This is a genomic window from Ekhidna sp. ABH4_415 (genome assembly GCF_056161305.1).
On the sequence record NZ_JBSWYW010000002.1, the window covers coordinates 475,957 to 497,724 of the forward strand.

The 21,768-nt window shown below is 42.3% G+C and carries 22 protein-coding genes; 5 read left to right on the forward strand and 17 right to left on the reverse strand.

Features of this window, described 5'->3' with window-relative positions; all coding sequences use genetic code 11:
- Positions 1-3: 3 nt before the first annotated feature.
- A complete protein-coding gene (surE, locus tag ACXAH9_RS05090; protein WP_474893779.1) occupies positions 4-774 on the forward strand; it encodes a 5'/3'-nucleotidase SurE in 771 nt (256 codons plus the stop codon).
- Here surE and ACXAH9_RS05095 read toward each other — a convergent pair.
- The 7 genes from ACXAH9_RS05095 to ACXAH9_RS05125 all read right to left on the reverse strand — a co-directional run bounded on the left by ACXAH9_RS05095 (position 752) and on the right by ACXAH9_RS05125 (position 7,737).
- Positions 752-1,183, reverse strand: a complete 432-nt coding sequence (locus tag ACXAH9_RS05095; RefSeq protein WP_474893780.1) for a hypothetical protein — start codon at positions 1,181-1,183, stop codon at positions 752-754. The two genes, surE and ACXAH9_RS05095, sit on opposite strands and share 23 nt — an antisense overlap.
- A gap of 10 nt (positions 1,184-1,193) precedes the next feature.
- Positions 1,194-1,655 (reverse strand): hypothetical protein, encoded by a 462-nt coding sequence (locus ACXAH9_RS05100; protein ID WP_474893781.1) that lies wholly within the window; start codon positions 1,653-1,655, stop codon positions 1,194-1,196.
- Between the two features lie 64 nt (positions 1,656-1,719).
- The gene (locus tag ACXAH9_RS05105; RefSeq protein WP_474893782.1) at positions 1,720-3,246 is read right to left on the reverse strand and encodes a bifunctional GNAT family N-acetyltransferase/carbon-nitrogen hydrolase family protein; all 1,527 of its coding nucleotides are present in this window, start codon (positions 3,244-3,246) and stop codon (positions 1,720-1,722) included.
- Between the two features lie 32 nt (positions 3,247-3,278).
- Positions 3,279-4,214 carry a lipid A-modifier LpxR family protein gene (locus ACXAH9_RS05110; RefSeq protein WP_474893783.1) on the reverse strand — a complete coding sequence of 312 codons (936 nt, stop codon included), beginning with the start codon at positions 4,212-4,214 and terminating at the stop codon, positions 3,279-3,281.
- Positions 4,215-4,224: 10 nt separating this feature from the next.
- Complete coding sequence (locus ACXAH9_RS05115; RefSeq protein ID WP_474893784.1) at positions 4,225-5,103, reverse strand: cation diffusion facilitator family transporter; 879 nt, start codon at positions 5,101-5,103, stop codon at positions 4,225-4,227.
- 9 nt (positions 5,104-5,112) lie between these two features.
- Positions 5,113-6,441 (reverse strand): dihydrolipoamide acetyltransferase family protein, encoded by a 1,329-nt coding sequence (locus ACXAH9_RS05120; protein ID WP_474893785.1) that lies wholly within the window; start codon positions 6,439-6,441, stop codon positions 5,113-5,115.
- Between the two features lie 51 nt (positions 6,442-6,492).
- The gene (locus ACXAH9_RS05125; RefSeq protein ID WP_474893786.1) at positions 6,493-7,737 is read right to left on the reverse strand and encodes a competence/damage-inducible protein A; all 1,245 of its coding nucleotides are present in this window, start codon (positions 7,735-7,737) and stop codon (positions 6,493-6,495) included.
- A gap of 81 nt (positions 7,738-7,818) precedes the next feature.
- Between ACXAH9_RS05125 and ACXAH9_RS05130 the strand changes: the two genes are divergently transcribed.
- Genes ACXAH9_RS05130 through mtgA form a run of 3 tightly spaced genes read left to right on the forward strand, consistent with a single transcriptional unit; the run spans position 7,819 to position 9,828 of the window.
- A complete protein-coding gene (locus ACXAH9_RS05130; RefSeq protein WP_474893787.1) occupies positions 7,819-8,520 on the forward strand; it encodes a DUF4197 domain-containing protein in 702 nt (233 codons plus the stop codon).
- A gap of 25 nt (positions 8,521-8,545) precedes the next feature.
- A complete protein-coding gene (locus ACXAH9_RS05135; RefSeq protein WP_474893788.1) occupies positions 8,546-9,106 on the forward strand; it encodes an EF-hand domain-containing protein in 561 nt (186 codons plus the stop codon).
- Positions 9,107-9,126: 20 nt separating this feature from the next.
- Positions 9,127-9,828, forward strand: a complete 702-nt coding sequence (gene mtgA / locus ACXAH9_RS05140; RefSeq protein WP_474893789.1) for a monofunctional biosynthetic peptidoglycan transglycosylase — start codon at positions 9,127-9,129, stop codon at positions 9,826-9,828.
- Here the strand turns inward: mtgA and ACXAH9_RS05145 are convergent, their stop codons facing one another.
- The 6 genes from ACXAH9_RS05145 to ACXAH9_RS05170 all read right to left on the reverse strand — a co-directional run bounded on the left by ACXAH9_RS05145 (position 9,829) and on the right by ACXAH9_RS05170 (position 17,908).
- Entirely contained in the window at positions 9,829-13,914 is a 4,086-nt protein-coding gene (locus tag ACXAH9_RS05145; protein ID WP_474893790.1) for a S8 family serine peptidase, read from the reverse strand.
- Positions 13,911-14,705: an SDR family oxidoreductase gene (locus tag ACXAH9_RS05150; protein ID WP_474893791.1), complete on the reverse strand. Its 795-nt coding sequence runs from the start codon at positions 14,703-14,705 to the stop codon at positions 13,911-13,913. The genes ACXAH9_RS05145 and ACXAH9_RS05150 overlap by 4 nt, the downstream gene beginning before the upstream one ends.
- Positions 14,686-15,087, reverse strand: a complete 402-nt coding sequence (locus ACXAH9_RS05155; RefSeq protein WP_474893792.1) for a hypothetical protein — start codon at positions 15,085-15,087, stop codon at positions 14,686-14,688. The genes ACXAH9_RS05150 and ACXAH9_RS05155 overlap by 20 nt, the downstream gene beginning before the upstream one ends.
- Positions 15,088-15,094: 7 nt before the next feature.
- Positions 15,095-15,595: a dihydrofolate reductase gene (locus tag ACXAH9_RS05160; protein ID WP_474893793.1), complete on the reverse strand. Its 501-nt coding sequence runs from the start codon at positions 15,593-15,595 to the stop codon at positions 15,095-15,097.
- A gap of 193 nt (positions 15,596-15,788) precedes the next feature.
- Positions 15,789-16,715 carry a methionyl-tRNA formyltransferase gene (gene fmt / locus ACXAH9_RS05165; protein WP_474893794.1) on the reverse strand — a complete coding sequence of 309 codons (927 nt, stop codon included), beginning with the start codon at positions 16,713-16,715 and terminating at the stop codon, positions 15,789-15,791.
- 26 nt (positions 16,716-16,741) lie between these two features.
- Positions 16,742-17,908 carry an aspartyl protease family protein gene (locus ACXAH9_RS05170; RefSeq protein WP_474893795.1) on the reverse strand — a complete coding sequence of 389 codons (1,167 nt, stop codon included), beginning with the start codon at positions 17,906-17,908 and terminating at the stop codon, positions 16,742-16,744.
- A gap of 132 nt (positions 17,909-18,040) precedes the next feature.
- Between ACXAH9_RS05170 and ACXAH9_RS05175 the strand changes: the two genes are divergently transcribed.
- The gene (locus ACXAH9_RS05175) at positions 18,041-18,901 is read left to right on the forward strand and encodes an oxidoreductase (protein WP_474893796.1); all 861 of its coding nucleotides are present in this window, start codon (positions 18,041-18,043) and stop codon (positions 18,899-18,901) included.
- Positions 18,902-18,914: 13 nt separating this feature from the next.
- On the opposite strand, the gene ACXAH9_RS05180 is transcribed toward ACXAH9_RS05175, so the two are convergent.
- From ACXAH9_RS05180 to ACXAH9_RS05195, 4 genes are all read right to left on the reverse strand, one after another.
- A complete protein-coding gene (locus ACXAH9_RS05180; protein WP_474893797.1) occupies positions 18,915-19,094 on the reverse strand; it encodes a hypothetical protein in 180 nt (59 codons plus the stop codon).
- Positions 19,095-19,267: 173 nt separating this feature from the next.
- Entirely contained in the window at positions 19,268-19,636 is a 369-nt protein-coding gene (locus tag ACXAH9_RS05185) for a VOC family protein (protein ID WP_474893798.1), read from the reverse strand.
- A gap of 42 nt (positions 19,637-19,678) precedes the next feature.
- The gene (locus tag ACXAH9_RS05190; protein WP_474893799.1) at positions 19,679-20,596 is read right to left on the reverse strand and encodes a glutaminase; all 918 of its coding nucleotides are present in this window, start codon (positions 20,594-20,596) and stop codon (positions 19,679-19,681) included.
- A 3-nt stretch (positions 20,597-20,599) separates the two neighbouring features.
- Complete coding sequence (locus ACXAH9_RS05195; protein ID WP_474893800.1) at positions 20,600-21,748, reverse strand: exo-beta-N-acetylmuramidase NamZ family protein; 1,149 nt, start codon at positions 21,746-21,748, stop codon at positions 20,600-20,602.
- Positions 21,749-21,768: the final 20 nt, after the last annotated feature.

Below are 21,768 nucleotides of genomic sequence, written 5' to 3' on the forward strand. Positions count from 1 at the left end.
TCTATGGCAAAACCACTAATTCTTGTAAGCAACGACGATGGTATCACTTCCCGCGGAATCAGGAAGCTGGTAAATGTAGTGAAGGAGTTGGGTGAGGTTGTGGTAGTGGCTCCAGATAGTCCGCAATCCGGGATGGGACATGCCATTACTGTTGGAGATACGCTACGATTGAAAAAGAGTGAATTGTTTGAAGGCATAGAGGCATATGAGTGTACAGGCACACCTGCAGATTGTGTGAAACTGGCTAAGCACTATGTGCTGAAAGATCGAAACATCGATTTAGTGGTTTCTGGAGTGAATCATGGAAGTAACAGTTCCATCAGCGTACTTTATTCCGGGACGATGAGTGCAGCGATAGAAGGAGCCATCGAGCACCTTCCGGCGATCGGTTTTTCGCTGTGTGATTATGATCCGGATGCGGATATGGATCACATCGATAACTATGTGAAGAAAGTAACCGGGGAGGCGCTCAAGAACGGGATTCCGAAAGGTATTGCCCTAAATGTCAACTTTCCAGCCAGACAAAAGGAAGAGATCAGAGGCATTAAAGTATGCCGTCAAGCCAACGCCAACTGGGAAGAGCAATTTGATGTGAGAAAAGATCCTTACGGCAGAACCTATTTCTGGATGGTAGGAAATTTTGTAAATCATGACAAAGGGGAGGATAACGACGAATGGGCCCTTGCCAATAACTATGTTTCTGTAGTGCCTTGCCAATTTGATATGACCGGGCACCATGCTATTTCCCAGATCAACGAGGAGTGGGATATTTAGCCTTTCCAAATGTGTTTAATTCTGAACGTATATTAGGTTTTAGTTCAGCTTTCTGAATGTCGTGTTGGTAGAGTTTTGCTGCTTTCTTTAGCCTGGCATCCGATGCAACTGCTGTTATCAATCCGGCAATCAGCAATGTGCCACCATAGAAAGTAGTTAGTATAACATTCTTTTCGTCTGATGGATTTTGACTCATGAGGGTTATGAAACCACTACCAAAGAATACGTAAGAAAATATTCGAGAAGTATTGTGCTTTTTGATCATTTCCAAAGCCATTTCTGATTCAGTTTGTGTCATCAGGTACCTTCTAATTTCAGTCTGCTTCATCCCTTCAAGGCTTTTTGTTTTTTGGCCAATACATATGGATTGGAGCAGAAGAGCCAAACTAAATAATACAATCTTTTTCATGGATGTGGATTTACTGAAAAATAATATGATTAATACTGACCTCATCCCTAATGACAGGAGATAACCCTCTTTTGTCCAAGAGACCAATTTCCATATTAGAGCCAACATCATCCAGGTATATTTTTTTGGCCTTCTTCATTCGTTCACTTGCTGAAATGGTACATGCAAGGCTGATCAACCCACATGACCAGGCGCCCACAGCAGCTAAAATGGAATCTTTATTGTCCTCATCAGGGTTCACGGAGTTGTTGGAGATGATTGCAAGAAGTATGGTTGAGCCAAAAAAGACAAATGCGCTTTTTCTGGACCGATTGTGTTTGATGATCATTTCCTTAGCTTCATCAGACTCATTCTGAGTCATTAAAAACTTTCGGATTTCTCCAGGATTCATGTCTTCAAGGCTTTGTGTTTTCTGAGAATAAGTTTGACATGTAACCAGTAATACTAGCAGAGAGGTGAGTAGGGACTTCATAATATAGTTGTTTGTGATAGGTTGTGTATTAGTCTAATGAACCTATCATACCCCCTAAAAACCCCTACTTCTTTTTTAACTCGTACACATCCTTCCTGCGATCCTTCAGGTTGTTGACACTACCAAATTCATGAAGCTCTCGCAGATCATCTACGTCTACATCTGCGATCAGGATCATTTCGGTATTGGGTGTAGCTTCAGCTTTGATGCCATTGGTTGGAAATGCAAAATCACAAGGGGTAAAAACTACCGATTGAGCAAATTGAATGTCCATGTTATGTACGTTAGGTAAGTTCCCAACACTACCCGCAAGCGCGACGTAGCACTCATTTTCAATGGCTCGTGCCTGAGCACAGTTTCTCACTCTGGAATATCCATTTTGCGTATCGGTTAAGAATGGGACAAACAAGATGTCCATATCTTCATCAGCTAGAAGTCTGCTGAGCTCTGGAAACTCCACATCATAGCAGATCAGCACACCAATCTTACCACAGTCGGTTTCAAATGATTGTACGGTTTTTCCACCTTCCATACCCCATATCTTAGATTCATCAGGTGTCACGTGGATTTTTTCAAAGCGCTCAATGGTACCGTCACGTCTGCACAGGTAACCAACATTGAATAGCCGCTCATTTTTTATCTCCGGCATGCTACCGGTGATGATATTGATATTATAGGATACCGCCAATCTGGAAAAACGATTAACGATCTCATCGGTATGCTTTGCCAGCTCCCGAATAGCATCCGGCTCAGACATGTGGTTGTTTGGAGCCATCAATGGGGCATTGAAAAACTCAGGAAATAAGGCAAAGTCCGATCGGTAATCGGAAACTGCATCCACAAAGTATTCAGCCTGTTGCATGACATCATCCAGGTCTTTATATGGGCGCATCTGCCATTGAATCAGCCCTAATCGAACTACACGCTTAATGCTGCTGGCCTGATCCGTCGGTTCCTCATAGTAGATATTATCCCACTCCAGCAGCACGGCATATTCCATCGACTCCTGATCCCCTTCTAAATATCCTTTTAGAATCTTCGAAACGTGAAAATCGTTGTTGATTTGAAAATTGAGGACCGGGTCATCTATTTCCTTTTTTCTGACTTTATCGATATACTGACGAGGGGTAAGTTCGTCTGCATGATTGTGATAATTAGGAATACGCCCGCCAAAAGCAATCCCTCTCAGATTCATGCGTTCGCACAATTCTTTCCGATAATCATACAGTCTTCGACCCAGTCGCAACCCACGAAACTCCGGCTTGATAAACAGATCTACACCATAAAGCATGTCGCCCTCCGGATCATGTGTGCTGAAGGAATAATTACCGGTTATCTGTTTGTAGGTATGTCGCTTTTGGGCCAACCTGCTTTTGACGATAAGAGATAGGGCACAGCCGGCCAGCTGTCCATTGATTTTAAGGACCACCTGACCTTCCGGGAAAAGGTTGATCAACTTCTCAATTTCATGTTTTTCCCAGTAGTTATCCTCTACCTTTTGGTAGGACTCGATCATGGCTTTTTTCAGCTCCTGGTAATCCTCCAGACCCAGGTAAGTCAGCTCAATGTTATCAATGTCAATGTCTTGCATGATGCAAAGGTAGGGTGGAACCTAAGTAGTTTTCAAAACCGCTGATTCATACGTATTCCTACATACTTGTGAATGGTCGCTTCGGTGGTTTCTTTGGTGCGTCGGTAGTAAAGGAGAGCAAAATCGAATTTCGTCCAACTCGCCATGATTCCTGCTCTCATCTGGTAAATCCAGGGCTCACGAGTTTCAGTATAGATGGATTCCTTTCCAAGCCAATTGCCCTCAATCGTGGCATTGTAAGCGGCATATTCTACCCCTGGGCTAAGAAAAAAGTAAAATTCGTGGTTGTCAGTACCGGTATTTTCTATACCGAGAACGCCATTGTATTGGGTGGAGCTTTGGATCGGCTTGAACGTGCCAATACGAACCATAAATTCCTGCCTAATGTGAGTAAAAGTTGTTCCAAGTGCCAGATTGGATTCAGACGTGAGATCCAGGATCTTTCCGTTCAGGAGTGTTTGAGCGTATGTTCCATAGGTGTTAATAATGGGTGCATCATTGATTTCATATTCCCATCCAAGTGGCAGCTGCATACCAAAAGCTTTGTGCCATTCGAATTGTAAATCGCCGGTTCTCAAGGAGGGGCCCATCCAGCCAAGTTCGAGTTCAGCTCTTAGGTATGCTCCATGCTTGTAGTAATATTCATTTGAGGCAGCCAGTGTGATTTGTCCAGCATACGGACGATCCATTTGTGATGAATCTTCCCAAAACAAATGACGGGGACTGTAAATCCTATGATTTAACTCATAGGCACGAATCACTTTCTCATGATTATTGCTCCAATTGGAAGAGTCAGTAAGCATGCGGTAGCGGAGAGCTACGCCGTTACTGTAGTATTGGTCCCGAGTTAGGTTTAGTGTATAGGCATCATTGTCATTTTCCACCTGCAGTTCATGCGTGAGGAACTTTTTTTGTCCAAACCCAAAAAGGGATATGAGGCCTAGCAGAATGACGGTTAAGAGTTTCATTGCTGCGAAATTAACACGGATCGCAGTTTTCATCCTGTGTTTCAAATTCGATTGTCGTGTGATTGATGCCTAACTTAGAAACCCGGCTCTTGGTTTCTTTCTTGATGCTTTCCAACTCTGAGAGAGAAAGGTCTTCTGAAATAACTAAATGAATTGAGAGAATGTGGTATTCTCCGTCCATCGACCAGGTATGGCAGTCGTGTACGTCCAGTACCTTTGGAATGTTCTTAATTGCTGTATGAATTTGCTTAATGCTGATGTCTGTAGGAGTGCCCTGCAGGATGATACGGAAGCTCTCCCGTAGGTTTTTGATGACATTGTAAAGAATAAATGTGGCAATAAGCACAGAAAGGATAGGGTCTAAAATTGGCAGGTCCCAGAAATTCATGACCACTGCTCCAATCAATACGGCTACCCAGCCAAGGATGTCTTCAAGCAGGTGCATGTATACCGCCTTTTCGTTCAGACTATGCCCCTTACTCAAACGGAATGCTGCTGCACCATTCACAATTACACCACCAATGGCCAGGTAGATCATCCCTTCTGTGTTTGGTGTTACAGGATTTAATAGACGAGGAACTGCTTCGATGATAATGAAAACGGATCCGGTAACCAGAACAATTGAATTGATAAGTGCTCCCATGACGGAAAAGCGTTTGTAGCCGTAGGAATATCTTTGATTTCGATCCTTTTTGGCCACTTTGGCAAAGTACCAGGATACTCCAAGGGTCAGGCTGTCGCCCAAATCATGGAGTGCGTCAGAAAGGATGGCAACACTGTTTGTCCACAATCCGCCAATGATCTCAATGATGGCGAAACTGAGGTTAAGAAAGAAGGCAACTTTAATGTTGCCTTCCGAGTGATCCTGATGGTGGTGCGTGTGCCCCACTTGATGTGATTAAATACCTCTGTTTAGGTCGTATTCTTCCAGGTAATCTGCTACTTTTCTTACAAACATACCTCCAAGTGCTCCGTCCACAACTCTGTGATCGTAACTGTGGGATAGGAACATTTTACTTCTGATTCCGATCATGTCCCCCTCCGGAGTTTCTATCACCGATGGTTTCTTCTGGATCGCTCCCAGTGCCATAATCGCTACCTGAGGCTGCATAATGATCGGTGTACCCATCACATTTCCGAATGAGCCTACGTTGGATACTGTATACGTTCCGCCTTGAAGCTCGTCTGGCTTGAGTTTGTTCTCTCTTGCTCTTTTAGCCAGATCGTTTACTTTCTTGGTGATTCCTACTAAGCTTAATTGATCGGCATTATGGATGACAGGAACAATCAAGTTGCCGGTAGGTAGTGCAGTAGCCATGCCGATATTGATGGCTTTTTTCTTCACAATGTTGTTTCCGTCCACTTGCACATTGATCATCGGGAAGTCTTTGATAGCTCGTACGATCGCCTCAATCAGGATTGGCGTAAAGGTTAATTTCTCACCTTCACGGTTTAAGAACTCATTCTTCACCTTATTTCTCCAGGCGACAACTTTTGTGACATCTGCCTCAACGAATGAGGTCACGTGAGGAGAGATGTGCTTGGATGCAACCATCCGTTCAGCGATCATCTTACGCATTCTGTCCATTTCGATGATCTCATCACCACCGTCTACGGCAACTGGCATTGGCTGATGAGAAGCAGAAGGCATAGTAGGAGCTGCTGCTGGTTGAGCTGATGGGGTAGGAGCTCCTCCAGGTTTTCTATTCTCAACGTAGCTTAGAATGTCATTTTTGGTTACTCTCCCGTCTTTTCCGGTTCCGTTGATCGACTCAAGTTCGGCAACTGAGATTCCTTCTTCTTTGGCGATACTTCTTACAAGGGGGGAGAAGAATTTACCAGAATCTGATGTTCTTGGTACGGCAGTTCCATTACTGGATGATACTGTGCTCATGGCAGTTTCAACCATCGCCTCTGCTTGCTCTACTGGCGCTGGCTCTTCCTTAGGTGATTCTGCTGGTGCCGGGGCTGCACCATTTGAGTCTCCTTCCGTTTCTATTATGGCAATGGGCTTTCCTACTTCCACTACATCACCTTCCTGTGCCAAAACTTCTTTCAGCACTCCGGCATGGGTAGCAGGTATTTCAGTATCTACCTTGTCAGTAGCTACTTCCAGGATTGATTCGTCTTCTTCGATGGTTTCGCCCACATTTTTTAACCATGCAAGCACGGTTCCTTCCATCACACTTTCGCCCATTTTAGGCATTACCATTTCTACAGTTGCCATATTATATTCTGTTTTCGGTTGTTTATTTTATTCTCAAAGATAATAATTTCGTCAATTCTTATCTAGGTTTATTCTAATCATGTTTAAAGCAGCAATAGCACTATATTGAATATTGATGCCTCTATCTTTAGTAAACTGGAATTTCTTTGCAACAGTTTTGTCTTTGTCTGAATAGCCAATCCAAACAGTACCTACAGGTTTTTCTTCACTTCCTCCTGATGGTCCGGCTACACCACTAATCGAAACGGCTACATCCGCATTAAACTCTTTTCTCACATTCTCCGCCAAAGCTAAAACAACGGGCTCACTGACAGCCCCTTGTTCCTGAATGATTTTTTTGTCTACTTTCAGCTGTTCGTTTTTCAATTCATTTGAATAAGGAACAAAGCCACCATGAAACCAGGCAGAGCTCCCAGGTACAGAAGTAATCTTATGAGAAAGAAACCCTCCGGTACAGCTTTCTGCCACCGCTAGCTTAAGTCCTTTTTCTTTTAGCATCCTCCCGATCGCTTCTTCTATTTCTTCATCATCAAAGCCATACACATATTTTTCAATCTGTGGGAGCACTCTATCTATTTGTTCCTGAACTTCCTTCTTAGTTGCTTCATTTTCACCAGATGTGGTTAGTCGAAGTTTTACACTACCCATGGTTGGTAGGTAGGCAAGCTTAATGTGCTTGGGGAGGCTATCCTCCCAGTCTTTGATTTTTTGGGCAAGCACGGACTCAGGGATGCCAATGGTTCTGATCATTCGATGATAGATGTTATCTCCGGTAAACATCTCTTTGATCTTTGGCAGGATGGTTTCCTGCATCATGCGCTTCATCTCATAAGGAACGCCAGGCATGGAGACGATGACTTTCCCATTTCTTTCAAACCACATACCTGGTGCAGTACCAAGTGTATTCGGAATAGGCGTGCAGCTTGCTGGCATATCTGCCTGTTGTTCATTGAGTTCTGAAATCTCACGCCCTGCCTTTTCAAATAATTTTTGAATATTTTGAAGCATCTCCTGGTTCCTCACCAGATGAGTGTCGAAATATTCTACCAGGCATGGCTTGGTCAGGTCATCATTAGTCGGTCCCAGACCACCGGTTATTAATACCATGTCGGCCAGATTTTCAGATTCTTCCAGGTAATGAAGGATCTCCTCTCTCGTATCCCCGATGGTGATTTTTTTCATGACTCGTATTCCAAGGCTGTCCAGCTCTCCGCTGATCCAATGTGAATTGGTATCGAGGGTTTGTCCGTAAAGAATTTCGTCACCGATTGAGATTAGTATGGCTTTTGAAGGCATGCGATAATAAATATGACAGTGAAAGAATATTCACTACTTTTATAAAGCCCCAAAAATACGATTAAGCAAATGAACTCACGAGTGAAAATCTTACTATTAGGCATCCTTTTTTTTGGATGTACTGCGCAACAGATTCAGTCCATAACTGATGCGATTGGATACGAAGATGAATTAACTACCGATCAGGTGGCAAACGGACTGAAAGAGGCCCTGATTAAAGGTGTTTCTACTGGGACAAAAAAGGTGGGAAAAGTGGATGGGTATTTTAAGAACCCTCAAATCAAAATTCCGTTTCCACCGGATGTGCAAAAGGTCGAAAATACGCTTCGGGATATTGGTTTAGACAATGAAGTAGATCGTTTCGTGAAAACGCTGAATAGGGGAGCAGAGGAAGCAGCAAATGAAGCAAAGCCTGTATTTGTTAGTGCGATCAAACAGATGACAATCAATGATGCATGGAATATTTTGAAGGGTGAGGATAAAGAAGCTGCTACCAACTATTTAAAACGAACTACCAGCACTGAACTGAGGAGTAAATTTTCTCCGATAGTGCAGAAAGCATTGGATCAAACGAATGCCACAAAATACTACTCTGATATAATTACAAGGTATAATAAGATACCTCTGGTTGACGATGTGAATCCGGATTTGGAAGCTTATGCAACCGAAAAAGCTATGGAAGGATTATTTGTGATGATAGCGGAAGAGGAGAAAAAAATTCGGGCAAATCCTGCAGCACGAACTACTGATTTATTGAAAAAGGTCTTCAAAGAGCAGGATTAATTATTTTCGCAACAAAATCACTACAATGCTGACTGAACTGCAAATCAATAAGTTAGAGCGATTTTTCTACGTGTTAGACTATGATCGCAACGGAATCATTGAGAAAGACGATTTTCTTGGGATAGCCGAAAACCTGTGTATCCTTTGGCGAATCAGGGAAGGAGATCCAAAATATGATGAGATTAAAAGCAAGTTTGAAGCAGGCTGGAATCATTTCGATTTGTTTGTCAATAACAATGACGGCAAGGCAAACTGGGATCACTGGATTCATTTTGCAGAGGAAGTAATCATCAATGGTGATGAGGATTTCTTTAAGCACTATGTGGATGAGTTTGTAGGTGAGATCTTCGATAATTTCGATACGGATAATGACGGTTACATCAATCTGGATGAGTATATCGACTTATTAGTTGGATACCGTATTGAAGTGCGATTTGCTGCAAAATCTTTTAGAAAGCTGGATCGAAATAAGGATGACTTGATAAGCCGTGGAGAATTGATAAGCGCGGTAAAGGAGTTTTTCCGCAGCAATGATCAAGACGCCCCTGGCAATTGGTTGTTTGGGATGGGAATACTCCCTGACTAATTTTCACTAATCAAAAGTATTTGAAAAAGGCCTTTAACCATATCTTAAAAACGGTTGCAGGCTTTGTGCTGCTGTTCAATATCATCTCATTGATTTGGGTGATTATCTATGCGCTTATACCTATTCCAGTTACTAAGCTGATGGTGAGTGAGGGGCTAGATAAAGAGATACGCTATGAATGGCGTGACCTGGAGCAAATATCCGGACGACTACAACTGGCCGTGATGTGTGCGGAAGATCAGTATTTTCTGCTTCACAGCGGCCTGGATTTTAGATCTATCAAAGAGGCTGAAGAGGCTAATATGCGAGGGGGAAATATGCGTGGAGCAAGCACAATCACGCAGCAGGTCGCCAAGAATGCCTTCCTGTGGTCTGATCGTACCTATATTAGAAAAGCTGCAGAGCTCTATTTTACATTACTTATAGAAATGATTTGGAGCAAGGAGCGCATCATGGAAGTTTATTTAAACATCGCGGAGTTTGGTGACGGCATTTTCGGAGCAGAGGCTGCCGCTCAGACTTATTTCAACCGATCAGCAGATGGGTTGAGTATCGCTCAAGCCGCACGGCTGGCTGCTATTTTGCCTAACCCCAAACGATATTCGGCTGTGGCTCCCAGTCCTTATGTCCAGCGTCGTGTTGATTGGATCAAAAAACAGATGTGGTATTGGGGATATGAAATGACGTATGAAGAGGACTTTGTTAAGAAAATGATTCAATGATCACCGAATGATCAAAGTAGTTTTAATTTCTTCACTTTCAGTATTGATTTTCAGCAGATAAACACCACCAGGTAGCTCCGATAGGTCTAGCCTTACACCTGGATTGTCCAGCTTCCACACCACCTTTCCTTGAAGGTTTATGATGCGTATCGATTCAACCTTATCTTGTCCTTGTATATGAATGAAACCATCTGAAGGATTTGGATATATGATTGTTTGATCAGGGCTTGCTAAGCCAAGAGGAGTAGTGAAATCAAGCTGAAGGGTATCACTTTCCGAACACCCAGCCTCAGTGGTGACGTTGAGTACAATTTCAAACTGTTGACCATCGTTCAGGAAAAATGTAGGGTTGCTGATGGTTTCTGATAACTCACCATTGATAAACCATTGATACGAGTCTATCACATTATTGGTAACGGCAAATAAATTTACTTCATGTTTGCTACCAATCGGATTGCTGACCAAGGCAATATCCAGCTCAATGATTTCCAGCTCAATATTTACTTCAATGGGCATTCCCGGCAGACCATCATCGAGGCTTACCACATAAACCTTATCGTATGCTGAGGTGGCTAATTGAGTGCCCTTTATAATTAGTTGGGTGAGGTCAGGGTCAGCATAGAATCCAAAGTAACTTCCATTCTCCGGCACAAGCATGGCTTCATCTGTACATGTGATAATATCCGGATGTGAAGCAAAGGGAGAGGAGCTGATGGTAATGCTTTTGTCTATTGTCTTTATGCAATCATCTGCACTTGTGATCTCCAGCGAGATATCGATATCTCCTTCAACTGCCGGCACTGTAAGTGTGCTTGTGGTTCCTGATAGTTCACCATCAACGAACCAACGGGTGGTGGCTCCAGCCTCCAGATTGGTAGCTGAAAGGAGCATTTGGTGAGCCTCGGAGGTGGTATCTGGCTCTACTTTGAGGTTCCCGCTAACCTCCAGTACATCAATCCCAAAGGGAACTTTTGCACTTTCGAAGGAGCCATATACCCCACTGACATATATAGTGGTGTCGTATATGATGGATGGAATTTCCAGATTGCTGCCAATCAGTGTAGGTTCCTCTTGGTCTTCAAATCGATAAATATGGATTTTTTCAGCTGACGGATCGTCTACAATTACACTTTCACCGGGACAGATGGTTTGATTAGAAAGAATCGGAGGATCCGGTCTATTTGCAACTAACAGATCTTTCGTGATCATGTCAGTGCATCCCTGAGCGTTCTCAATGGAAAGTGAGATTTGATAAGTTCCGGCTTCAGAAAAGGATAAAGATGGATTTTGTAGCGTAGTGGTGGTCCCCTGGTCAAAATTCCAACCCCATGAAACAGCATCCAAACTTAGATCGGTAAATTGAACAACATTGGTAGTGGGGTGATCGAGGTAAAGCGTGTCAGTGGACATTTCGAAATCAGCAATATCGCTCAAAAGGTTAACTCGAATCTCGAATATCTCAGAGGGATAACTTTCATCTGTGTTCTTTACAAAGAAAAGAGAATCATTAGAGACACTGACTGCTAAACTTGAGCCTGAAGAAATAAGCGTTTGAGCAAGCGGATCTTCGTAGAAATCATAATTCGTACCTGCAGCAGGATCGATCGTTACTGAGCCATCACAGGTATAAAATATCTCAAGTACCCGTGGTTTTTGAATAAACTGATTGATGCGAATTGTTGCATCCTGTACTTCTGCATCCAGGTTTGCTTTGGAATCTGCAATAGCATAGATCACATCAATGTAAGTTTCGTCATAGGCCTCTAATTGTGTGATAGTCACACCATTGATGGTAGCTACATCATTCCCCGCACCCACGCTACCAGCCATCAGTTTATTTTGATTAACCAGAAAATGATATTTAGTCGCGTCACTAAACAGATCGTTGATATCCTGAGTGTTTCCGTTGAAAGCACCCATGTCGAGTGCGCTGTATTCGAGATTATCTCCACCTATAACCTTCACTGCAGCAAACAGATTGCTTGTAGCATTTCGGGCAAAAATATATTCATTAGTTCCATCAAAAACCGCATAATTACTTGTGGGATCATCCAGGTCCCAGTCTGCGAATACACCAAAGGAGAGGTTGTTTATCGGAGAGGCAGAATTATTGACAATTCGGTACCTGATGATCAAATAATCTTCACTACCCCAAGTCATGTTTGATTGTTCAATGATGAGTGGATGATTTGAATCTGTAAATTCAGAATATCCAAAATAGTCAGCAACCTGGTGATGATAGAGTTTATAATATTTTCGCTGATCAAAGTCTTGCTCTCTCGATCGGTCGTTATAGTCTAATATTATGTTATCAGAAACTGTAGTTGAATTGGTAGCTAACATTATTCCGGTGTAATCCATTAGCTGATTCATTTCATATACAAATCCGGATCCTTCAAAATCATTGTATTTGTCATAGCCGAGATTTCCATTCCCGCTAATGGTCATGCTAACCTTAGCATTTCCAAAATCCGCATAATCAGGTGAAGTTGTTACTTGTAAATGCTGAAAATCTGAATATCCCGACTCAGTATAATCAATCCGGATGTCAACCATAGATTCTGGCTCAAGGTTCTCGTCGATCACTATTTCAAATGAGATTTCCTTAGTCTCAGCAGTTCCGAGATATCCGGGAAAAAAGGTTCCCTTAGATATACTGAAATCATTGCTGGGAGAAGAAATAGTGAGGGTAGGATTATTGACAGCTGATAAGTGATTTGTGATAGTAGCAGTAACCCGAACAGTGTCTCCAAAAAAAGCAACGTTTCCATAATTTGACATGAGGCTAGGGGTAGATACTCTTAACGATTTCACGTTCGACTCACTTACAGCGCGAAAAGTGTTTAATCTTCCTTTTCCTAGCTTCCCCTCATAGTTGGAATTGTTACCGATATCATAAATATCATCTGCTGTCGCCCGTACGCGTTCCATTATTTGAATAGCCGAAAGGTTCGGAAATACATCTTTCACCAAAGCTGCTGTTCCGGCTACCAGTGGTGCGGCATATGAGGTGCCGGGACCTCCATTTGCATAGCCATTATTATTCACTGTTGAATACATTGAAACGCCCGGAGCAATCAGATCTACGGCATAGTTGAAAGTAGAACCCGAAGATTTGTTGTCGTTGGCGTCTGAGGCTCCCACGGAAAGGACATTTTCATAGCTCGCCGGGTACCAAAGGTTTTCTTCTGTGGATTTTCCTCCTTCATTTCCGGCAGCAGCCACAATGACTACATCGTGATTCAAAACCGCGTCATTGATAATGTCTTGCTCGGATTGAAGCGGAGTACCCATTCTACCCCACGAAAGATTGAGCACATCAATGCCATTTTCTGCGGCATAGGTGATTGCCTCGTAGAGACCACCATCTGTACCAGAAGAGCTTTTAAAGCCTTTAAGTGCAGCAATTTTGGTGTTATATCCTACTCCTGCTATACCCTTGCCATTATTCGCTGAAGCAGATGCAATCCCGCCTACGATCATTCCATGGTTTCCATTCTGGATGCTCGGATCATTATCCTCATCTGCAAAATCATACCCATAATAATCATCGATATAGCCATTCCCATCGTTATCGTTTCCATCGATAGGGTCGGCTGTGTTTAGCCACAAGTTGTTGATGATATCTTCATGATCAAGATCCAGCCCTGAATCAATAATGCCAATTGTGAGATCGTCATCACCCTGTGTAATGGTCCAGGCTTCAAATGCCTGAATATTTTCGAGATAATATTGATTGTCAACTAACGGATCTGAGGTACTTAAGAGTTCGTATCTAACAATAGGGTCTGCGTAGACATAACTGGTTTGCCTTCTCAACTTATTGCAAAACGTGATTGGATCCATGCCATCTGGCACACGCATCTTTACAGCATTTCTGAGTGGTCCATTTGACTTTGAACCTTTAAGGTTTCGAATGTTTAGATTCTTAGCTTGTAGATCCACATTGGGTTTATACTTGACATAAACCCACTCACTGTTGATTTCCTGGTCTTCGAAATCTTGCGGTTTTAAGAGTTGTCGACTCTGGGAGTAACTTTTCAAAAGCGTACTACATAGCAGCAGTATGGTGATGAGTCGAATCACGTTACTCTAAGTTTTCTTACGGCTTTTGCAGCAGCTTTAGGCCAGAACCTTTTCAGGTAGATGCCCATTTTCTCTTTTAATCCGCCGATATACACTTCATTTCTATTTGTTTCGATCGCTTTGATGATCAATCTTGCACATTTTTCAGGGGACATGCCTTTTTCCTGTCCCGGATCCATTTTATTCTGCTGCCTACCATCTCCAATCAGTGCGTTGTAGGAGATGTTCGTTTTAATATATCCGGGCAGTACAATGGTAACCTTTATATTGTCATCGTGATGCTCCGCTCGGAGCGCATCGTAGAATCCATGTAGTGCATGTTTTGAAGCTCCATACCCTGACCGGTAGGGGGTATTTATGATACCTACGGTGGAGGTGACTATGACATGGTGGCCTTTTTTACGCTCAACCATCCCTGGTAAAAGCATTTTGGATAGGGTGATCGACCCGAAGTAGTTGACTTCCATGAGCTTTCGATCCACTTCCAGACTGGTATTGAGAATAGTGTCTCGCTGACTGATGCCTCCATTGTTGATCAAAATATCAACCTCTCCAAAAAAGGTATCTGCTTCTTTGGCTCTTTGTTTTAGTGAAAAGCTATCCTCCAGGTCCAAATTGAGTATTTCTACAGTATCCGATTTACAGTTTGCTTTTACTCGTTCTAATTCATCTTTCCTTCTTGCTGAAATGATCAGTTTAGCACCTTTTTCTGCCATTTGATAAGCCAGATGCTCCCCTATATCCGAACTGGCTCCAGTGAGCCAAACCACACTACTCCTGATTTTGGTCATTCTTGTATTTATTGTTTTCTATAAATACGTATATGCTATAAATACCCACTGCTGTGCCAAAAGGGAAGCTAAATATGGAAACACATCCAGCGATCAGTGCTATCACTACGCCCCAGCTTTTCTTTTGCAGCAATCCAATTCCGGCAATAATGGAGGGAAGTGCTGAGAAAATGAGAAGTAGTATGAAGATTGTTCTTATTAAAGAGCTGACCATAAAAAGAATTTCATCTGCATCATTGCCCATGTCTTTGGCAATCTCCTCAGAGATAAACGGAAACAGAATTGATATAAGACTGCCAATGAAAATGAATGCTACTGTAATAAGCGAACCATACACGATATGTAAAATACCGAGTGTTCGTTTGTGTGATTGAATGTCCATGAGTTGATTATTTCTTTGAATATACAACGAAATCAAAAGAAAACTTATGTTTTTCGTCTGACGGGTGATGCTCTCTTGACACCTCTTTCCATATATTCTTATCAAATTCGGGGAAGGTCACTTGTCCATCAAACTCTCCATCAATTTCGGTAAGGTAGATTTTATCGGCATACTTTAGCCCCATTCGGTAAATCTCACCTCCGCCGATTATGAAGGCCTCTCGCTCTCCGTTTTCTTTGGCTACTTCCAGTGCTTCTTCCAAGGAGTTTACTACTGCTGCCTCCTCTAGAGGATAATCCTCCTGACGGGTAATGACTATGTTGGGACGACCTGGCAATGGCTGGAAAGAATGGGGCAAAGACTCCCAATTTTTTCTCCCCATGATGACGTGATGACCCTTGGTAATATTTTTAAAATACTTGAAGTCATCCGGCAGATGCCACGGAATGTCATTGTCTTTTCCTATTACCCGGTTGCTGCCCATTGCAGCTATCATTGAAATGATCATTATCAAACTTTTATCTTATTAGAACGTAACATTGAGAAAAAACAACAATGGAAATTATTTTCACTTTGTTCGCTGTAACTATTATTCTTAATATTATTATTTCAACTTACAGAAAAGAAGACTGGTTTCGCTGGGTACCATTATCAATCATTGTAGGACCACTAAGTCTTCCAATTCAACTATTCTCCAAAGACTAATCATAAAACGAATAGCCCCTAAGAAAGTCTTGCACTTTCATCCTTTTTTTACCCTCCAACTGGAGGTCTAAAACTTCTAATGTGCCATCCTTGGTATTCACCCGGATGTGACTTTTTCCATCAGAGTAAAACTCCCCAATCGGCTTATTTGTGCCCTCACTAGCAGGTTCAACTCCAAAGACCTTGAGTGTTTTACCATGCAATTTCGTCCAGGCAGCAGGATAGGGTGATAACCCTCTAATGAAATTTCTGATGTCTTCAGACTTTTGTTGCCAATCGATCTTACAGTCTTCTTTAAAAATCTTGGGTGCGTGCTTGATTTCCTGATCGATATGTTGTGGGATTTTTGGATAGTCTCCAGCTTCCACAGCTTTCACTGTCTTTAAAACCAAATCAGCACCTTTATTCATCAGTCGCTGGTACAGGCTCCCCACATTATCCTCTTCATGTATGGGTTCCTTTTCCTGAAAGATGATTTCTCCGGTATCAATTTCATGCTTTAGGAAAAACGTTGAGATACCTGTTTCTTTTTCGCCATTAATAATTGCCCAGTTGATAGGTGCGGCTCCTCTGTACTGAGGCAGGAGGGAAGCATGCAGGTTGAAAGTGCCCAAAGGAGGCATATCCCAAACTGCTACAGGAAGCATTCGGAATGCCACCACTATTTGAAGGTCTGCCTCATAACTTTTGAGCTCTTCGAGAAATTCTGGAGACTTAAGGTTGGTAGGTTGTAATACGGGAAGGTCGGCTTCCAAAGCATATTCTTTCACTGCAGAAATACCCAGCTTCTTCCCACGGCCCTTTGGTTTGTCAGGTGCAGTGATAACCGCTACGATGTTCACATGATTTTCAACAAGCTTTTTCAAGCTGGCAGCTGCAAAATCGGGAGTCCCCAGAAAAATGATTCGAAGTTCTTTGCTCATAGGTGCAAAGAAATCAAACCTGAGGATTAATCAATCAATGATCGTAGTTTCAATGAGACAGTTTTTTCTTTTCCACCCTGATTTACTACCAGCTCAACCGTTTCGCCTTCCTGCTTCAGCATCTTTTTTACCTCAGCCAGGTTTACCTCCAGCATAGATTTTCCGTTGATTTTTACCAATTCATCGTTCACGTTGATTCCAGCCTCTGATGCAGGACTGTCGTCGAAAACCTGGTGGATCAGTATCCGCTCTTTATCCTTAGAAAGTTGTACGTCAATGCCGCTGCAGTTTACCTTGAAATTTGCATCATAGGTGTGGTCCTTTTCCAGATACAACATCTTTGTGCCATAATCTATGGTCATGTTATACATTCTCAATATTTGTGAACCAATGATCCCTGCTACCTTCTTATCCGCTTGAATCCCTGAGGTAGCAGTGCTTATTCCAATGGGTAGGTCTTCAATTGTCTGGTTGCCAAAACTGAATGATTGCACATGGCCTTCATAGTGTGGTGTTTCTTCATCTGAAAGCCCTTTTACCAGATACGAATAATGCTTTCCTGTTTTATGGATTACGTCCCATTCTTCCGCGTAAGGAGAGTTAAAATCCAACGTAGTGCCGGCACCAGTCATGACGAAGAAAGTACCTTCATGAGGCTCCCCATTGTTTAAAACAACCGTTCCTTTAATCACCGGAATAGATACATGCAATGAGAATGGGATAGCATCTCCTCGTTTTGGAGAGTTACTGTGGTCATAAATATTCATCGTTTTTGTATCAAAGTTGATGTATACAGAATGATGACGTAAAAGATCGTATCCGATGATACCATCTAAATCCATGCCCAGGCTAATTTCAAGATGATCAAGATCAGTCGCATAGACCTTTGTATTTTTTTCCATTAAAAAATGATTAATGGCAATGGTGTTATGTTTAATTAGATGCCAAGCAGATGATGCTTGATTCATTTCAATGTTTTTTCCTTCCAGACCCAGTTCTTTTTCCACATCAGTATCGATCACCGTATATCCTGATCCAGTATCAAAAATGAAGTCGAGAGGTTCAGAGTCGTCTACACTCACCTGAATGATGATATGGTCACCAAACAGTTCAAAAGGTATTGTTGTAATAGGTGCCTGTGCGAAAACAGTGCATGAAATAGCAAGTGATAATAGGTAGGTTAGTTTCTTCATGACGTGGTTATTTGAAAAATGACTGGATGAAGTTAAAAAGTTTAGGTGACATTGGAGATAAATCCTGAATATTAAAGTTGCAACCGAACAATTTGCATTATGAGTGCGTTCTCGATTGAAACTGAAAAATTTATGAGTAAACGAGTTTGGTTAATCACGGGGTGTTCAACAGGATTTGGTAGAGAGCTGGTTAAAATAGTAGCTGAGAAAGGCGAAATAGCGATAGGTACTGTAAGGAAGGAAGAACAAATTGCAGAGTTAGAAGCTATCAATCCTGATCTGGTAAAAGGAGTGATTCTGGATGTACAAAAGCAGGAAACGATTGACCAAACCGCCCAAATCATTGAAAAAGAATATGCCAGACTGGATGTGTTGGTGAATAATGCAGGTTATGGTACGCTCGGCCCAATCGAAGAGACATCTGAGGAGGAAATTCAACGTCAGTTTGATGTGAATGTCTTTGGTTGCATACGTATGATGAAGCTCGCCTTGCCATTCATGAGAAAGCAACGGAGCGGAAATATTCTAAACATTACTTCTATCGCTGGACTGAATGGATTTCCGGGCGTTGGTATTTACAATGGAAGCAAGTTTGCTTTAGAGGGAATAGGTGAAGCTCTTGCGGCAGAGACAAAGCATATTGGTATTAAGGTGACCAACATTGAGCCCGGACCTTTCCGAACAGATTGGGCCGGAAGATCAGCAACATACAATGAAGCAACGATAGATGAGTACAATGAGACCGCTACCAAAAACATGGAAAGCATTCGCGAAGTGAGTGGCAACCAGATCGGTGACCCAGAACGTGCCGCAAAAGCGATGTTTGAAGTGACGACATTAGATGAACCTCCTGTTCATCTGCCATTGGGTGGGCCAGCTTATAAGCGTGTAGGTATACGTCTGGAAGAATTCAAAGATGAAATAGAGAGGTTCAGACACCTGGGCGAACCTACTGATTTCACTGAGGAGGAATTGGCAAAGATGGGCGAATAGCCCAGCCAGTGCTTCAACTTTTGGATTTCAGGAAGTTTTCAATGGATCTCTGATCCAAATTCAATGCTTCCAGCATCTTAATAGCAGACGCCTTGTTCTTTTTAAGCGCACGCTTGAAGGCCGCATACTGACCGGTAACTTTTAAACGCTGCATAATGGTCATGCCGACAAAATTGGATTGTATGGTGCTCATATATGATAATGTTATTTAACAGTTTATAAAAAATGAGCTGGTTGTGTTGTCTTTATTAGACACCTAATATAACGAGGTAGTTTGATTCTTGTTGGAAGAAATTTAAAGTTGTAGATGATGTCCATCGTTTGATCGATGAAATGCAATTAATAAGGACATCTTTCTCAATCGAATTAAGAAACGGACTGATGTAGCGCTACGCGATTTCCTTCAGAATCTTCGAAGTGAGCAACAAAACCATGCTCACCAATGCTCATCTTTTCATTGATGATCTTACCTCCATTGGATTCGATTTTTGGAAGGACATCATTGATCTCCTGCACAGAGAAATAAACCAATGCACCCTCATGTGATGGTACATACGTTTCTTGCTTTATCAACGTACCGGTAGCTCCATCCTGATCGGTTTCAAATGGGAAGAATGACATGACGGATGTGCCCATGGCAAAATCATCGCCCATGTCAATATTAAAAATGGAAGCGTAGAATTTCTTTGCACGGTTCATATCATTGACGGGAAGTTCAAACCAGTTTGCTCGCATGATTGTAAGTGCTTAGTTTGCTATGAAGTTACTTAAATCTGCTCAAAAAATAGATGAGCCTGTTATCTCGGTAAGCAATTCCAACGCACGCATCCCTGCCGTACTGTTCCCTTTTTCATTGAGTTTAGGACTCCAGACCGCCACGCTGTACATGTTGGGGTAGACGGCTACTATTCCACCGCCTACGCCACTTTTGCCAGGCAAACCAACACGGAAAGAAAACTCACCTGCCTCATCATAAAACCCACAGGTCTGCATGATGGCATTGATACGTTTGGTGTGGACCTCACTCAGTACCTTTTCATCTTCTTTCAGCAGTTTACCCTGATTAGCAAACATTAAAAACGTTTGTGCCAGCTCTCTGCATGACATACTCAAGGAACAAGTATCGAAGTAAAAGTCGAGCACTTCTTCTACATCATTGTGGATGTTTTCATATCCCTTCATCAGGTTAATCATTGCACGATTATTGAAGCCCTGTTCTTTTTCAGAAGCAGCCACCTTTTCGTTGTAGTCGATGGTACTTTTTCCGGCAATATGTCTGACAAAATCAAGGTATTCTTTTTTTGGATCCTGAAGATGAGTGACCAGAATATCACAAATGACCAAAGCCCCTGAATTGATCAACGGATTTCTTGGAATGCCATTTTCGTACTCTAGCTGTACCAGAGAGTTGAACGGATCGCCGGATGGTTCAACATCCACTCGCTCCCATATCACATCATCTTTCTCCTTTAGCAAAGCCAAAGCAAGTGATAGGACCTTGGTGATACTTTGAATGGAGAATCGTTCCTCAGAATCACCAAAATGAAATTCTTCGCCGATCACACTGGTAAGGTGCATGCCCAGTTTTTCAGGTTTTACCTTGGCCAGTTCTGGAATGTAGGTAGCTACCTCTCCATATAACTTTTCGCCTGCCAGCTGATCTTCAATTACGTTTAGTATGCCTTGATAATCCATTAATTACTCGTACAGTAAATACTGTTCTCTCTTCTTTTTAAAATTTGATAATTCCGGTTCCCATGAAGCCCGAATCTCTTCTTCGGTTTGTCCTTCTTCTATTTGTTTTTGGAGTGAATTAGTTCCAGCTAGGCGCTTAAAATAATTATTAAAGAAATCCTCACGATTCATTACTTGGTAAGCATCGATAAGTGGCTGGAGTGTAAATTCATATTTTGGTTCTTGATCTATCCAGGATTTACCATAACAAAGCTGATCCTCATACGGAGGCCATTTTGCTCCTTTTCTTGATTTTGGCGTGAAGGAATAGGTGGTATCTGGGTAATCAGGATGACCAATCTGCTGAAAGGCATAGTCCGTTCCCCGACCAACTGACATGATGGTGCCTTCAAACAGGCAAAGGCTTGGGTATAGTGCAATGCTCAAATCATTAGGAAGATTAGGAGAGGGGTTTACTGGCAATGAATACCTCATGCGGTGATTCCAATTTTTCATTTTCACCACCCTTAGATCAACTTTCGCCTGACCTTTTAGCCAGCCCCCCTCATTGATCATTTGTGTCAGCTCACCTACGGTCATTCCATGCACAATAGGGATAGGATGCATCCCAACAAATGACTGTAATGCAGTATCTAAAACAGGACCATCGACATAGCTTCCATTTGGATTTGGCCGATCCAGAACGATGAATGGAATATTGTTTTCGGCACAAGCTTCCATCACGTAGTGCATGGTACTGATGTATGTATAAAACCGGGCACCTACATCCTGAATGTCAAAAACCATAATATCCAGGCCAGTTAGCTGTTGATCTGTAGGCTTTTTATTTTTTCCATAAAGTGAAATGAGTTCGAATGAGGACTCTGTGCTGTCATACTCTACCAGGACTCCATCGCTAATAGTCCCAGTGAAACCATGCTCCGGAGTGAACACTTTAGTTATCTGTATTCCATGTTTGAGTAGTGAATCCGTCAGATGAGTGCTTCCAATAAGTGAACTGTGATTGACGGTTAGTCCTACTTTTTTATCTTCTAGCAGCGGGAGGTACTCTTCTGTCTGATAGGCTCCCGGAAGAATTTTCGAAGTACGTTCCTGGGCTTTGTTTGCACAACCCAGAAGGATCAAAGCAAGTAAGAAATAAAGTCTTTGCATATTAATTCACCAAGTTAACT